At 75.0% G+C, this 13950-nt stretch carries 11 protein-coding genes; all 11 read right to left on the bottom strand.

Going from position 1 to position 13950, the window contains the following annotated elements:
• Window positions 1-161: 161 nt before the first annotated feature.
• The 11 genes from Q6347_RS11275 to rsmH are packed head-to-tail and all read right to left on the bottom strand — an operon-like array spanning window position 162 to window position 13869.
• Window positions 162-1115: a cell division protein FtsQ/DivIB gene (locus Q6347_RS11275; RefSeq protein WP_304607385.1), complete on the bottom strand. Its 954-nt coding sequence runs from the start codon at window positions 1113-1115 to the stop codon at window positions 162-164.
• Window positions 1115-2611 (bottom strand): UDP-N-acetylmuramate--L-alanine ligase, encoded by a 1497-nt coding sequence (gene murC, locus Q6347_RS11270; RefSeq protein WP_304603730.1) that lies wholly within the window; start codon window positions 2609-2611, stop codon window positions 1115-1117. The genes Q6347_RS11275 and murC overlap by 1 nt, the downstream gene beginning before the upstream one ends.
• Window positions 2608-3735, bottom strand: coding sequence for an undecaprenyldiphospho-muramoylpentapeptide beta-N-acetylglucosaminyltransferase (murG, locus tag Q6347_RS11265; RefSeq protein WP_304607384.1), 1128 nt, complete (start codon window positions 3733-3735; stop codon window positions 2608-2610). The genes murC and murG overlap by 4 nt, the downstream gene beginning before the upstream one ends.
• A gap of 26 nt (window positions 3736-3761) precedes the next feature.
• Window positions 3762-4994 (bottom strand): putative lipid II flippase FtsW, encoded by a 1233-nt coding sequence (gene ftsW / locus Q6347_RS11260; protein ID WP_304603728.1) that lies wholly within the window; start codon window positions 4992-4994, stop codon window positions 3762-3764.
• Between the two features lie 8 nt (window positions 4995-5002).
• Complete coding sequence (gene murD, locus Q6347_RS11255; protein ID WP_304603727.1) at window positions 5003-6412, bottom strand: UDP-N-acetylmuramoyl-L-alanine--D-glutamate ligase; 1410 nt, start codon at window positions 6410-6412, stop codon at window positions 5003-5005.
• Window positions 6409-7491 carry a phospho-N-acetylmuramoyl-pentapeptide-transferase gene (gene mraY, locus Q6347_RS11250; RefSeq protein ID WP_171247740.1) on the bottom strand — a complete coding sequence of 361 codons (1083 nt, stop codon included), beginning with the start codon at window positions 7489-7491 and terminating at the stop codon, window positions 6409-6411. The genes murD and mraY overlap by 4 nt, the downstream gene beginning before the upstream one ends.
• Window positions 7488-8897 (bottom strand): UDP-N-acetylmuramoyl-tripeptide--D-alanyl-D-alanine ligase, encoded by a 1410-nt coding sequence (gene murF, locus Q6347_RS11245; RefSeq protein WP_304603726.1) that lies wholly within the window; start codon window positions 8895-8897, stop codon window positions 7488-7490. The genes mraY and murF overlap by 4 nt, the downstream gene beginning before the upstream one ends.
• Window positions 8894-10492 carry a UDP-N-acetylmuramoyl-L-alanyl-D-glutamate--2,6-diaminopimelate ligase gene (locus Q6347_RS11240; RefSeq protein ID WP_304603725.1) on the bottom strand — a complete coding sequence of 533 codons (1599 nt, stop codon included), beginning with the start codon at window positions 10490-10492 and terminating at the stop codon, window positions 8894-8896. The genes murF and Q6347_RS11240 overlap by 4 nt, the downstream gene beginning before the upstream one ends.
• A 28-nt stretch (window positions 10493-10520) precedes the next feature.
• Window positions 10521-12380, bottom strand: a complete 1860-nt coding sequence (locus tag Q6347_RS11235) for a penicillin-binding protein 2 (protein WP_304603724.1) — start codon at window positions 12378-12380, stop codon at window positions 10521-10523.
• 59 nt (window positions 12381-12439) lie between these two features.
• Window positions 12440-12862 (bottom strand): hypothetical protein, encoded by a 423-nt coding sequence (locus Q6347_RS11230; protein ID WP_216077671.1) that lies wholly within the window; start codon window positions 12860-12862, stop codon window positions 12440-12442.
• The gene (rsmH, locus tag Q6347_RS11225) at window positions 12859-13869 is read right to left on the bottom strand and encodes a 16S rRNA (cytosine(1402)-N(4))-methyltransferase RsmH (RefSeq protein ID WP_304603723.1); all 1011 of its coding nucleotides are present in this window, start codon (window positions 13867-13869) and stop codon (window positions 12859-12861) included. Before rsmH ends, Q6347_RS11230 begins: the two co-directional genes overlap by 4 nt.
• Window positions 13870-13950 lie beyond the last annotated feature (81 nt).

The following is a 13950-nucleotide window of genomic DNA, read 5'->3' as shown; positions in this document are numbered from 1 at the left end:
GTTGCCTCTCGGGTCGTTCGGGTCCTGACCCCACCGGTCAAACCTTCAGGTTATAGTTGAAGGTGAGTGTTATGTCAGGTTGCTGCTTGTGACGACGGTATTTCGCCGGAACCCGCCCGCGCCGCACGTGCCTCGGCGTGTCGCGACGGGTCGGACGGCGGTCACCGGGTCACCGGCAGCTCGGGCGACGAGACGTCGATGACGGCGACGTCCCCTCCGACCGCGCGCAACGTGCGCACGACCTCCACCTTCAGCGGCAGGCGGTCCGCCCCGCCCCAGCGGATGCTGAGCCCGTCGCGCAGCACGGTCTCCACGTCGTCCTGGGTGCGGGCGCTGACCTGCTCCACCCGCGCGGACAGCCCGGGCGGGAGCGCGGCGACGACCGCCAGCGCCGCCTGCAACGCCCGGGCGGACTCCTTCTCCAGCGGCACGGACACCACCGGGAGCCCCTCGGGCACGCCGGCACGGCGGCCCAGCCGCACACCCTCGTCGTCCAGCAGCACGTAGTCCGTGCCGTCCGGGACCGCCGCCACGGGTTCGCGGGCGACGACGACGACGCCGAGACCGTGCGGCCACGACCGGGCGAGCGTGACGTCCTTGACACCACGCAGGGAACGGATCTCGGCCGCCATGCCCGCCGTGTCGAGACGCAGCAGCGGTGTGCCGGCCGCGCCCAGGGCGATCTCGTGCACCCGCTCGCCGTCGACCACGGGCACGTCCGCCCCCGTGACGGTCACCTCCTCCGCGTCGAGCGCGAGCAGGTCGGACCACCCGACCACCCAGCCCGCCCCGCCCACGAGGCCGACCAGCAGCACCACCACGAGCGCCGTGCGCCAGGACCGGTGGCGGCGCATGGCCGAACGCTCGGCGAGCCGGTCGGCCATCGCGGTCGAGACGCGGGGGTCGCGGGCGGCGGGCGCCGGCACCGGGCGGGGGCCCCGCTCCGGCGCGGACGCCACCGGCCGGGGCCGCGCCGGGGACGCGGCGGACCGCGCGCTGCCGGCCGACCGTGCCGCACCGGCCGCACGACGTCCGGACCCCGCCGGGGACGCCGAGGACGCCGCCGGGGCGGGCCGTGGCCGCTCGGGCGCGCGGGGACGAGGTGGGGGACGCATCACCCCATCGTCGCGTCCGGCGCCGGTCCCGGGAGGTCCGCCACGCCGTGGCGCGCCGCCAGCTCGGCGAGGACGACGGGTCCGAGCTCGGTGACGTCGCCCGCCCCGACGGTCAGCACGACGTCCCCCGGGCGGGCCAGGCGGGCCACGGCGTGCGCCGCCTCGACCCGGTCCTCGACGGCCCGCACCCGCCCGCCGGAGACCGTCGGACCGGCCAGGTCCGTGATCGTCCTCGCGGTCACCTCCGGGTCGACGTCCTCACGCGCCCGGTACACCCCCGTCACCACGACCTCGTCGGCCAGGGACAGCGCGGCGGCGAACCGGTCGGCGAAGATCCGCGTGCGGGAGTACAGGTGCGGCTGGAACAGCACGAGGACCCGTCCCGTTCCCGCCACGGGCCGCGCCGCTCGCAGCAGCGCCTCCACCTCGGTCGGGTGGTGGTCATAGCTGTCGAACACCCGGACGCCACCGGCCTCGCCGCGGGGCTCGAAGCGTCGCCCGGTGCCCACGAAGGTGCCCGCCGCGGCCACCGCGGCCGACGGGCCGGCGCCGAGCAGCACGGCGGTGACCACCGCGGCGGTGGCGTTCAGCACGTTGTGCGCGCCCGGGACGTCGAGGGCCAGCAGCCGCTCCGCGTCGCCCAGGGGTCCGCCGGAGACGGTCGCCCGCGCGGTCCCGGCCCCGACCTCGACGCCGCGGACCCGCACGTCGGACTCCGGGACGGTCCCGTAGGTGACGACCCGGCCGCCCGCCGCCCGGTGCGCGGCCGCGAGCCGGGCCGAGCCGGCGTCGTCGGCGCACGCCACGAGCGTGCCGTCGGGGGTGATCCGGGCGGCGAAGTCGACAAAGGCCTGCTCGAACGCCTCCTGCGACCCGTAGTGGTCCAGGTGGTCGGCCTCGACATTCGTCACCACGGCCACCGTCGGGCTGTAGTTGAGGAACGAGCCGTCGGACTCGTCGGCCTCGGCGACCAGCACGTCGGCCGTCCCCGCGTGACCTCCCGGGACCGTCCGCTCCCCCGCCCCGTCGCGCCGTCGGACGGTGCCGCCGATCGCGAACGACGCGTCGACGCCCACCGCGGCCAGGACCGTGGCGACCATGGCCGAGGTGGTGGTCTTGCCGTGCGCACCGGCCACCGCGACCGTCCGCCGGCCCTCCATGAGGACGGCGAGCGCCTGCGACCGGTGCAGCACCTGCAACCCGGCCGCGCGCGCCGCGGCCAGCTCCGGGTTGCTCTCCCGGACGGCGGTGGACACGACCACGGTGTCCACCCGCGGCGTGCCGTCGGGGGCGACCACGTGCCCGGCGTCGTGCCCGACCCACACCGGGATCCCGTCGGCGCGCAGCGCGGCCAGCGCAGGCCCCTCCGCCGCGTCCGACCCCTGGACAGGGACGCCGCGGGCGGCGAGCAGCCGCGCGACGACGGAGACCCCGGCGCCCCCGATGCCGATGAGGTGGACGCGACCGAGCGCCGCCACGTCCGTCGGGGCGCTCATCGGGCTGCCCCGGCGACGTCCGCGACCATGTCCGCGACCCGTGCGGCCGCGTCCCGGACCCCGACGGATCCCGCGGCCTCGGCCATGGCGACAAGCCGGTCCCGGTCCTGGAGCAGGGCGGGCACCTCGGCCGCGACCCGTTCCGGGGTGAACGCGGCGTCGTCGATCACGATCCCGCCCCCGGCACCGACCACGTCGCGGGCGTTCAGCCGCTGCTCGCCGTTGCCGATCGGCAGCGGGACGTACACCGCGGGCAGGCCGAGAGCAGCCAGCTCGCAGACGGTGCCCGCCCCGGAGCGCGCGACGACGAGGTCGCAGGCCGCCAGCGCGTGCTGCATCTCACCGAGGTACTCGCGCACGTGGTAGCGCGACACGTCGTGGTCGCCGGCCAGCGCCGCCACGGCCTCCCGCACCTCGGTGTCCTTGCCCCGTCCCGTCAGGTGCAGCACCTGGACCCCGGCGTCGAGCAGCGTCGCGGCGGCACCCGTGACGGCCCGGTTGACGTTCAGCGCGCCCGAGGAGCCGCCGGTGACCAGCAGGGTCGGCAGGGCGGGGTCGAGCCCGAGCGCCGCGGCGCCGCGGGCGCGGGAGCCGGCCGGGTCCGCCCGGCGCTCGTCGACCAGCGCCGCGATCGCCGGACGGAGCGGCAGGCCCACGCAGGTCGCACCGGCGATCCGCGTGTCGGCGAAGGTGGTGCCCACCGCCGCCGCCCAGCGCGCCCCGAGCCGGTTGGCGAGGCCCGGGCGGGCGTTCTGCTCGTGGATCACCACCGGCACGCCGAGCCGGCGGGCCGCCAGGTAGGCCGGCGTGGAGACGTAGCCGCCGAACCCGACCACCGCCTGGGCGTCGATCTCGGTGATCGCGTCCTGGGCCGACCGCACGGCCGCACGGAGCCGGACGGGCAGGCGGAACAGGTCCGGGCTCGGGCGACGCGGCAGCGGGACGCGCGGGATCTCGTGCAGCGGGTAGCCGGCGGCGGGCACCAGGTCCGCCTCGAGACCGCTGGCGGTACCCAGGACCCGGAACGACGTCTCGGGGTCGCGGGCGCGCAGCTCGTCGGCGACCGCGAGCAACGGGTTGACGTGGCCGGCGGTCCCTCCGCCGGCCAGCACGACAGAACGCACGGAGGAAGTCTTCACACGGGCAGACCCTACCGGCCCCGGCCCCCCGCGCGGCCCAGCACCGTCAGGGAGCGGCGGACCACACCGGGCCGCGCCGCGAGCGCCTCGGCGGCACCCGGTTCGGACCGTGCGAAGCTGATGACCATGCCGAGCGCCGCCATCGTGGTCACCAGCGCGGACCCGCCGGCCGACACCAGGGGCAGCGGCACGCCGATCACGGGCAGCAGCCCGAGCACCACGCCGATGTTGACGAAGGCCTGGCCCACGATCCAGCAGGCCACGGCCGCCGTGGTGATCTTGACGAACGGGTCGGTGTGCCGGCGCACGATCCGGGCCATCGCGACACCGAGCACGACGAACAGGGACAGCACGAGCAGCGTGCCGAGGAGACCGAGCTCCTCACCGATGATGGCGTAGATGAAGTCGTTGTGAGCCTCGGGCAGGTACCGCCACTTCTCGCGGCTCGCCCCGAGCCCGACGCCGAACAGACCGCCGGTCCCGAGGCCGTACATCCCGTGCAACGACTGGTAGCACTCCCCCTCGGCGTCCGTGCACCCGCCGTAGGTCGCCAGGATGCGGCCCATGCGGTTCGCGTTGCCCAGCACGAACAGCCCCACGACCGCGGCGAGCGCGACGCTGCCGCCCAGGGCCAGCATCCGCCACGGGGCCCCGGCGACCCACAGGGCACCGGCGACGAGCCCGGCGATGACGAGCATGGTCCCGAGGTCGTTGCCGGCGATGACCAGGCCCAGGACCACCATGGCCCCGGGCACGGCGGGCACGACGGCATGCGCCCACGAGCCCAGCAGGTGCTGCTTGCGGCCCAGCACGGCACCGAGCCAGACGGCCAGGGCGAGCTTGCTGACCTCGGCGGGCTGCACGGTGATCCCGCCGAGGGAGATCCAGCCGACGTTGCCGCCCTGCGCCCGGGCGAGCGCGGGGACGAGGGTCAGCGACTGCAGCACGATCGCGCACGCCAGCGCGGGCCAGGCGAGACGCCGGTACCAGTGCACCGGCAGGCGCGCGGCGACGAGCATCAGGGGCAGGCCGATCAGGGCGAACCGCGCCTGGGTCAGCCCGGCGGCGTAGGGCGGCTCCCCCGCGGCGATCGAGGTGACGGTCGTGCTGGAGAACACCATGACCAGGCCGATGAGCAGCAGCAGCCCGGTCGCCCCGACGACGAGGTAGTAGCTCGTCACGGCGGAGTTCCACTGCCCCAGCCACGGCCGGTCGGTGCGGCGTGCGGCAGACGTGACCGCCATCGTGCTCCCTACGTCAGGTCCCGCACCGCGGAGGCGAACTCCTCACCCCGTGCCGCGTAGGACGCGAACTGGTCCATGGACGCCCCGGCCGGGGCCAGCAGCACGGTGTCGCCCGCCCGGGCGGCCTGCCGTGCCGCGGCGACGGCGCGACGCATCACGGTGCCAGTGTCGCCGGGATCGATCACGGTGACCGGTACCTCGGGCGCGTGTCGGGCGAGCGCGTCGACGAAGGGCGTCGGGTCCGTCCCGATGACGACCGCGGCGCGCAGGCGGTCCGCGCGGCCCGCGACGAGGTCGTCGAAGGACGCCCCCTTGGCCAGCCCGCCCGCGATCCAGACACCCGTGCCCGGTGCGCAGGCCGCGAGGGACGCGGCCGCGGCGTGGGCGTTGGTGGCCTTGGAGTCGTCGACGTACGTCACCCCCTCCAGGGTGCGGACGACGGCGGCGCGGTGGGCGTCGGCGGAGAAGCTCCGCAGGCCGTCACGGACCGCCCGGGCGTCGACACCGTGGGCACGGGCGAGCGCCGCTGCGGCGAGGGCGTTGGCCACGACGTGCGGGGGCGGGCCCTGCGGGCCGCCGAGATGGGCCAGGTCGTCGAGGGTGGCCAGCTCGGCGGCCGTGCGGTGCCGGTCCGGGGCGTCGGTCGGCGCGTGGAAGGCGCGGTCGACCAGCACGTCCTCGACCAGCCCCAGCTGCCCCGGTCCGGGCGGACCGAGGGTGAACCCGACGGCCCGCGCCCCGTCGGCGACCTCGGCGTCGCGCACGAGCTGCTCGGTGCGCGGGTCGGCGACGTTGTAGACGCACGCCACCTGCGCGCCGCGGTAGATCCGGCCCTTGTCGGCGGCGTACGCCTGCGCCGAGCCGTGCCAGTCGAGGTGGTCGTCGGCCACGTTGAGCACGGCCGCGGCCTCCGCCGCCATGCTCGTGGTGTGGTGGAGCTGGAAGCTGGACAGCTCCACGGCCAGCACCTCCAGGTCAGGGTCCTGGGCGGCGGTGAGCACCGGGGTGCCGACGTTGCCGACCGTGGCGGTGCGCAGCCCGGCGGCCGTGAGGATCGAGGCGAGCATCTGCACGGTCGTCGTCTTGCCGTTGGTCCCGGTGACGGCCAGCCACGGGGCTCCGGTCCGCAGCCGCCAGGCCAGCTCCACCTCGCTCCACACCGGGACCTCGGCCTGCCGGGCGGCGGTGAGCAGCGGCGTCGACGGCGCCCACCCCGGCGACGCGACCACCAGGTCGGCGTCCGCGACGAGGCCGGCGACCACCCGCGGGTCCGTCGCGTCGGCCCCGGTCACGTCCGCGTCGCCGGCACGGCCGTCGACCGTCGTCACCATGGCCGCGCGACCCGCGAGCGCCGCGACGACGGCGCGGCCGGTCACGCCGAGCCCGGCCACGACCACCCGGGCACCGGTGAGCCTCAACTGACGACCCACTCGGCGTAGAAGATCCCCATGCCGAGGGCGGAGAAGAGGCCCGCGATGAGCCAGAACCGGATGACGATGGTGACCTCGCCCCAGCCGGACAGCTCGAAGTGGTGGTGCAGCGGGGCCATCTTGAACACCCGCTTGCGGGTGAGCTTGAAGGACCCGATCTGGATGATGTCGCTGAGCACGATGATCACGAACAGACCACCGATGATGGCGGCGAGGATCTCGGTGCGGGTGAGGATCGACAGCGCCGCGAGCGCACCGCCGAGGGCCAGCGACCCGGTGTCACCCATGAAGATCTTGGCCGGACTGGCGTTCCACCACAGGAATCCGAAGCAGGCTCCCATGACCGCCGCCGCCACGATCGCCAGGTCCTGCGGGTCACGCACCTCGTAGCAGCCCGGTCCGGCGGCGGCGAGGCGCTGGCAGGACTGGTTGAGCTGCCAGATGCCCACGAGCACGTAGGCGCCGAACACGATCAGCGACGACCCGGTCGCGAGCCCGTCCAGGCCGTCGGTGAGGTTGACCGCGTTGGACCATGCCGTGATGAGGAAGTTCGCCCAGATCACGAACAGGATCAGGCCGATCGTCGTCCCGGCGAAGGCGAGGTCCAGGTCGGTGTCCCGCAGGAACGAGATCTTGGTCGAGGCCGGCGTGCGGGAGTTGGCGTTGGGGAACTGCAGGGCCAGCACCGCGAACGAGATGCCGACGAAGCCCTGGCCGACGATCTTCGCGCGCGCCGTCAGGCCCAGCGACCGCTGCTTGCGGATCTTGGTGAAGTCGTCGAGGAACCCGACCAGCCCCAGGCCGGTCATGAGGTACAGCGCGAGCAGGGCCGAGGCGCTCGGCGGACGGCCCGCGAGGATCATCGAGGCGGCGACGCCCAGCAGGGTCGCCGCGATGATCACCACGCCGCCCATCGTCGGGGTGCCGCGCTTGGTGAAGTGCGCCGTCGGGCCGTCCTGGCGCACGAACTGGCCGTAGTTGCGGTGCACCAGGAAGCGGATGAACAGCGGGGTGCCCAGCAGGGCGACCAGGAGCGAGACGCCGGCGGCGGCGAGGACGGCGATCATCCGGCGGCCTCCACCAGCTCGTCGGCCAGCCGCCACAGCCCGGACCCGTGCGAGGCCTTGACCAGCACGACGTCACCGTCCGTGAGCGCCTCCGCCAGGAGCACGCGGGCCGCGTCCAGGTCCGGCACGAACACCGACTCCTCTCCCCAGGACCCCTCCTGCTGGGCCCCCTCGTGGATGTGGTACGCGCCCTCGCCGACCACGACCAGCAGCTTGACGTTGAGCCGGACGGCGAGCCGACCGATCGCGTCGTGCTCGGTGCGCGCGACCTCGCCGAGCTCGAGCATCTCCCCCAGCACGGCGACCGACCGGCGCGACCGGCCGGCCATCACGGCCAGGGTACGCAGGGCGGCCCGCATCGAGTCGGGGTTCGCGTTGTAGGAGTCGTCCACGACGGTCACACCGTCGGCCCGCTCGGTGACCGCCATGCGGTGCGGGCTCCGCGGCGTGGCCGACGACAGCCGCTCGGCCACGACCGGCAGGTCGACGCCGAGCCGGAGGGCCGCCGTCGCGGCGGCGAGCGCGTTGGTCACGTGGTGGGCGCCGACCAGCCGCAGCGCGACGTGGGCCGAACCCGCGGCCGTGCGGAGCGTGAACCGTGCGCGGCCGCCCTCGACGGTCACGTCCTGGGCGCGCACGTCGGCCGAGGAGATCGTGCCGAAGGTGACCACCTCCGTGCCGGGCTCCGCGCGGTCCGCCATCGCGGTCACGCGGGTGTCGTCGGCGTTGAGGGCGACCACACCGCCGGGGCGAACCCCGGCGACCATCTCGCCCTTGGTGCGCGCGATCGTCTCCACGTCGCCGAAGACGCCGAGGTGCGCGGTACCGACCGCGAGCACGATGCCGACGTCCGGCGGGGCGATGCGGGTCAGGTCGGCGATGTTGCCGGGCCGGTCCGCGCCCATCTCCAGGACCAGCAGCCGGGTGTCCGCGGTCGCCCGCAGCACCGTCAGGGGCAGACCGATCTCGTTGTTGAACGAACCGGTGGGCACCACGACGGCATCGGCACCGAAGGACGGCTCGAGGAGCTGGCCGAGCAGGTCCTTGGTGGTGGTCTTGCCCACCGACCCGGTGACGGCCACCACCCGGACCTCGTGCCGCTCGCGCAGCCGGGCCAGCACCACGCGGGCGAGCTCGCCGAGAGCCGTCTGGACGTCGTCGACGACGACGCAGGGCACGTTCTCCACGGGCCGTGCGGCCAGCACGAGGGCGGCCCCGGCCTCGACCGCGGCCGCGGCGAAGTCGTGGCCGTCGACGTGCTCGCCGGGGAGCGCGACGAACAGCGCGCCGGGTGACACCTGCCGGGAGTCGACGACGACCGGGCCGCGGACGACCACGTCGTCCCCGGCGCCGTGCGACGACCCCGCGGTCGCGGCGGCGACCTCGGCAGCGGTGAGCTCGATCATGCGGTGGGGGTCCTCTCTGCGCGGGCACGCAGCGCAGCGCGCGCCTCGACACGGTCGTCCAGCTCGAGGTCCACGCCGCGGACCTCCTGGAGGGTCTCGTGGCCGCGGCCGGCGACGAGCACCGTATCGGTGCCGGCCGCCTCGAGCACGGCGCGCCGGATGGCCTCGTCGCGCGGTGCCACCTCGGTGACGGTGACGTCGCGGCCCGCCGCGACGGCGCGGTCCCGGGCGGCCTCCGCCCCGGCGCGCACCGCGGCACGGACCGCGGCGGCGTCCTCGTCGTGCGGGTCGTCGTCCGTGACGACGACCACGTCGGCCCCCGCCACGGCGGCCGCACCCATGAGCGGGCGCTTGCCGGGGTCACGGTCGCCGGTCGCGCCGAAGACGACGACGAGGCGTCCGGTGGTGGTCGGGCGCAGCGCCGCCAGAGCCAGCTCCAGGGCGTCGGTGTTGTGCGCGAAGTCCACGACCACGCGGGGATGGGTGCCGTCCCCGGGTCCGACGACCTCCATCCGCCCGGGCACCTGCGCGGACAGCCCGTCGCCCGCCTCGAGGGCGGCGACGACGTCGTCCAGCGCGACCCCGGAGGCCAGCACCATGACGACGGCCAGGGCGGCGTTGGCGACGTTGAAGTGGCCCGGCAGGGACGTCCAGGCCCGCAGGGACCGGCCGTCGGCATGGGTCAGCGTGAAGGCCGACCCGGTGCCGCGCGGGGCGACCTCCGCGACGGTCCAGTCCGCGGCCGGCGCGCCCTCGCGGGCCGGGCCGGTCCGGACGGTCTGGACGGGGACGGTCGCCGCGGCGGCCATCCGCTCGCCCCAGACGTCGTCCACCACGACGACGCCCTGCCGCGACCTGGCGGGGGTGAACAGCTCGGCCTTGGCGGCGAAGTACGTGGCCAGGTCCCCGTGGAAGTCGAGGTGGTCCTGGCTGAGGTTGGTGAACCCGGCGACGTCGTAGACCACCCCGTCGACCCGGTGCATCGCGATCGCGTGCGAGGAGACCTCCATGGACAGCGAGTCCACGCCGTCCTCGCACATCGCCGCGAGCACCGCCTGCAGGTCGGAGGCCTCCGGCGTCGTGAGCCGGCTGGGCAGCACGCGGTCGCCCGAGCGGGTCTCGACCGTGCCCACCAGGCCGCCACGCCGTCCCAGTGCACGCAGCAGGTGGTCGAGCTGGTAGGTCGTGGTCGTCTTGCCGTTGGTGCCGGTGACGCCGAAGGTCGTCAGACGCTCCGCGGGGGCGCCGTGCACCCAGGCGGCGACCGGGCCGAGGAGCAGCCGTGGCTCCTCGGTCACCAGCACCGGGACGGGGAGGTCACCCAGGCCTGCGGCCCCCTCCGGGTCGGTCAGGACGGCGCGCGCGCCACGGGCCACGGCGTCGGCGGCGAACGCCGCCCCGTGGGCCCGGGCACCGGGCAGCGCCACGAAGAGGTCGCCGTCGGACACGGCACGGTTGTCGCTGGCCACCGCGGTGACCTGCACCTCGGCGAGCGTCCCGGGGTCCGAGGTGGTCAGGTCGAACCGTGCGGCGAGCTCGGCCACGGGGCGGGGGACGAGCACCGCGGGCCGGATGCGGTCGGTCGGGGATGTCACGGGGAAGAACCTACCTGGTACCGGCTCGTCACCAGGTCAGCGGGAACAGGTCGGCCGGCTCCTCGGAGGGCGGCACGCCCGCGGAACGCAGGACGTAGCCCATCAGCTCGCTGAACACCGGCGCGGCCACGACACCACCGTAGATCGAGGACCGCGGGCTCTTGAGGAACACCGACACGGTGTAGCGGGGGTCGTCGGCGGGCGCCACGCCGATGAACGACGCGACGTACGTGGTCCCGCCGCCCTCGAACATCTGGGCCGTGCCGGTCTTGCCCGCCACGCGGTAGCCCGGGACCTGCGCGGCCGTGCCCGTGCCGTCCTCCGCGGTGACCGCCTCCATCATGGTCAGCACGTCCTGCGCCGTCTGCGACGACACCACCCGCGTCCCCTCCGCCCGCTCGGCGGGCACGACCTCCCCGGCAGCGGTCCGGGTGCCCGCCACGAGGTTGGCGGGCATCCGCACGCCGTCGTTCGCGACGGTCGAGAAGACCTGGGTCGCCTGCATCGCGCTGACCGCGACGCCCTGCCCGAACAGCACCGTGTACGGCGTGCGGTTCTCGATCTCGTCGATGTTCTCGTCGGGCAGCAGACCCGCGCTCTCCCCCGGCAGGCCGAGCGCCGTGCGCTGCCCGAAGCCGAACTTGCGCAGGTAGTCGTAGCGCACGGCGAAGGGGATCTCCTTGCCCATCATGACCGTGCCCGTGTTGGACGACTGGGCCAGGATCCCGGCGAGGGTCCAGTGTTCGACCGCGTGGGGGTGCGAGTCACGGAACGTCTCGCCGTCCACGGTGTAGGTGTCCGGGACCTCGAACTCGTCGGTCGGTTCCCAGTAGCCGCCCTCGAGCGCGGCCGCCATGGAGATGACCTTGCCGGTGGACCCCGGTTCGAAGACCACGTTCACCGCCCGGGACCCGTCCGCGACGTCCCCGGAGCTCCCGTTCGGGTCGACGTCGCCGGAGTCGGCCATCGAGACGACGTCGCCGGTGCGGAGGTCCTGCACGATCGCGATCCCGTAGCTCGCGCCGGTGTCCGCGACGGCCTCGTCGAGCAGCTCCTCCGCCTTCCACTGGACGTCGGAGTCCAGGGTGAGCTGGACGTCCTCGCCCGGCTCGGCCGGCACCGACTCGATCTCGGAGGTGGGGATGCGCGCACCGTCCCGGCCCCGTTCGTAGGTCAGGGTGCCGTCGGTCCCCGACAGGACGTCGTCGAAGGAGGCCTCGAGGCCGCCCACGCCGGTGTGCTCGCTGTTGACGTGCCCGAGCAGCGGGCCGGCCACCGTGCCGGCGGGATACGTCCGCTCCGACGTCAGGTGGGAGAACACGAAGCCGTACAGGCCGAGCGACGAGACCGCGCGCTGCACCTCGGGCACGACGTCGCGGGCCAGCACGACGTACTGGTCCTCCCCGTTCAGCCGGGCGCCGAGGGTGGCCCGGCTCTCCCCCAGCACGGGGGCGAGCAGCTGGGCGATGCCGAGGGCGCCGTCCTGCACGGGTTCGCCGTCCGCGTCGTGGCGGCCGTTGCCCCGGAACCCCTGGATGTTCACCTGGTCCGCCACGATGCGGTAGCGGTCCACGGACGTGGCCAGCACCCGGCCCTCGGCGTCGAGGATGTCCCCGCGGTGCGCCTGGGTCACCTGGGTCGCCAGCCGCGCCTGCTGGGCCGTGGAGGCGAGCGCCGGCCCCTGGACGACCTGGACGTCCACCAGCCGGGCCACGAACACCGACACGACGAGGGCCGCCAGCACGATCAGCCAGCGCTGGCGCCGCTCGGGATCCCCCGCCGTCCGTCCCGCCGGGCGCGCCGGGCGGCCACGTCCGGCGCCCGCGCCTGCGCGCGCCGCCGGTACGGCGCCGCGCCGACGGCCGTCCGGTCGTCTCGTGGACTGCACAGCACGATCGTGCTCCCCCGCGGACCGTCCGGTGCGGCGGCGCACCGGGCGTGTCGGGGTCACGGCTGCTCCGTCGGCTCCGGGACGACGGAACGGTCGGCGGCGGAGAGCATGGTGATCTCCTCGGCGGGGACCATGCCGAGGCGGTCGGCCTGCTCGGGCAGGGACGCCTCGGCAGCCCGCAGCTCGGCACGCACCTCCTGGACGTCCTGCGCCACGAGACCGGCCTCGCGCTGCAGCTGGGACATCTCGTAGGAACCGCGCGCCATGGTCGTGTTGAGCAGCAGCGCCGACAGGAGCGCGGCGACCAGCACCAGGGCGCACAGGACCATGAAGGGCAGCCCCGAGGTCGCCTGCAGGGGCGCGCGGACGGCGTCCAGGCGGCGGCCCGCACCGCCCTCGACGGCACGCAGCGGCGCGCGGCGAGGGGTGGGTTCGCCACGCGGGACCGGGTGGACGGTGGTGGCTCGCAGAGCGCTCATCGTGACTCCTTCCGGGTCTGGCCGAGCATGTGGGCGGGCGTGGGACGCAGGCGGCGGGCGGCGCGCAGCCGCACCGACGCCGAGCGGGGGTTGCGTGCCCGCTCGACCTCGTCCGCCTCCTCGGCGCCCCGGGTGAGGGCCTCGAGGTACGGCCGGTGGGTCTCGGGCTCCACCGGCAGGTCCGGCGGGGCGCTGGACGTCGTGCCGCGGGCGATCGCCCGCTTGACGATGCGGTCCTCCAGCGAGTGGTAGGACTCCACGACGATCCGACCGTCGACGGCGAGGACCTCGATCGCCGCCGGGACGGCACGTTCGAGCACCTCGAGCTCGCCGTTGACCTCGATGCGCAACGCCTGGAAGGTCCGCTTGGACGGGTTGCCGCCGGTCCGACGCGCGGCGGCGGGGATCGCCGCGCGCACCGCGTCCGCGAGCTCGGCGGTGCGGGCCCACGGCTCGCGGTCGCGCCGCCGGACCACCGCACGGGCGATCCGCGGGGCGAACTTCTCCTCGCCGTAGCGGCGCAGGACGCGGACGAGGTCCGCCTCGTCGTAGGTGTTCAGCACGTCGGCGGCCGTCATGCCCCGCGACGGGTCCATCCGCATGTCCAGCGGTGCGTCCTGTGCGTAGGAGAACCCGCGCTCCGGCTCGTCGAGCTGCAGCGAGGACACCCCCAGGTCCATGAGCACTCCCTGGACCGCGCCGCCCGCGTGCTCGTCGACGACGTCCTCGATCTCGTCGTACACGGCGTGGACCGGGGTGAAGCGCTCCCCGAACCGGGCCAGCCGTCGGCTCGCCAGCTCGAGCGCCTGCGGGTCGCGGTCGATGCCGAGCACCCGTGTCGTCGGGACCTGTTCGAGGACGGCCTCGGTGTGCCCGCCCATGCCGAGGGTGCAGTCCACCAGCACGCTGCCGGGCTCGGCCAGGGCCGGCGCGAGGAGGTCCACGCACCGCTGCAGGAGCACGGGCAGGTGCCGGTCGCTCGTCGGTCGCGTCGCGTCGTCGCTCACGGGCCCTCTCCTTCCTGTCGGTGACGGCCCCGCCCGACCAGGTCTCCCTCCGCGTCGTTCTGGCGCCGGGGAAGTGCGCCA

The sequence above is a fragment of the Isoptericola sp. b408 genome (genome assembly GCF_030588085.1).
Lineage (GTDB): Bacteria > Actinomycetota > Actinomycetes > Actinomycetales > Cellulomonadaceae > Isoptericola > Isoptericola sediminis.
Note: the sequence above shows the minus strand (reverse complement) of the source record. Positions and strands in the feature narration are given on the sequence as shown.

Bases quoted from the DNA above. Each gene is read 5' to 3' on its own strand.
- Q6347_RS11275 (WP_304607385.1), bottom strand. From the start codon at position 1,115: ATGCGTCCCCCACCTCGTCCCCGCGCGCCCGAGCGGCCACGGCCCGCC.
- murC (WP_304603730.1), bottom strand. From the start codon at position 2,611: ATGAGCGCCCCGACGGACGTGGCGGCGCTCGGTCGCGTCCACCTCATC.
- ftsW (WP_304603728.1), bottom strand. From the start codon at position 4,994: ATGGCGGTCACGTCTGCCGCACGCCGCACCGACCGGCCGTGGCTGGGG.
- mraY (WP_171247740.1), bottom strand. From the start codon at position 7,491: ATGATCGCCGTCCTCGCCGCCGCCGGCGTCTCGCTCCTGGTCGCCCTG.
- murF (WP_304603726.1), bottom strand. From the start codon at position 8,897: ATGATCGAGCTCACCGCTGCCGAGGTCGCCGCCGCGACCGCGGGGTCG.
- Q6347_RS11230 (WP_216077671.1), bottom strand. From the start codon at position 12,862: ATGAGCGCTCTGCGAGCCACCACCGTCCACCCGGTCCCGCGTGGCGAA.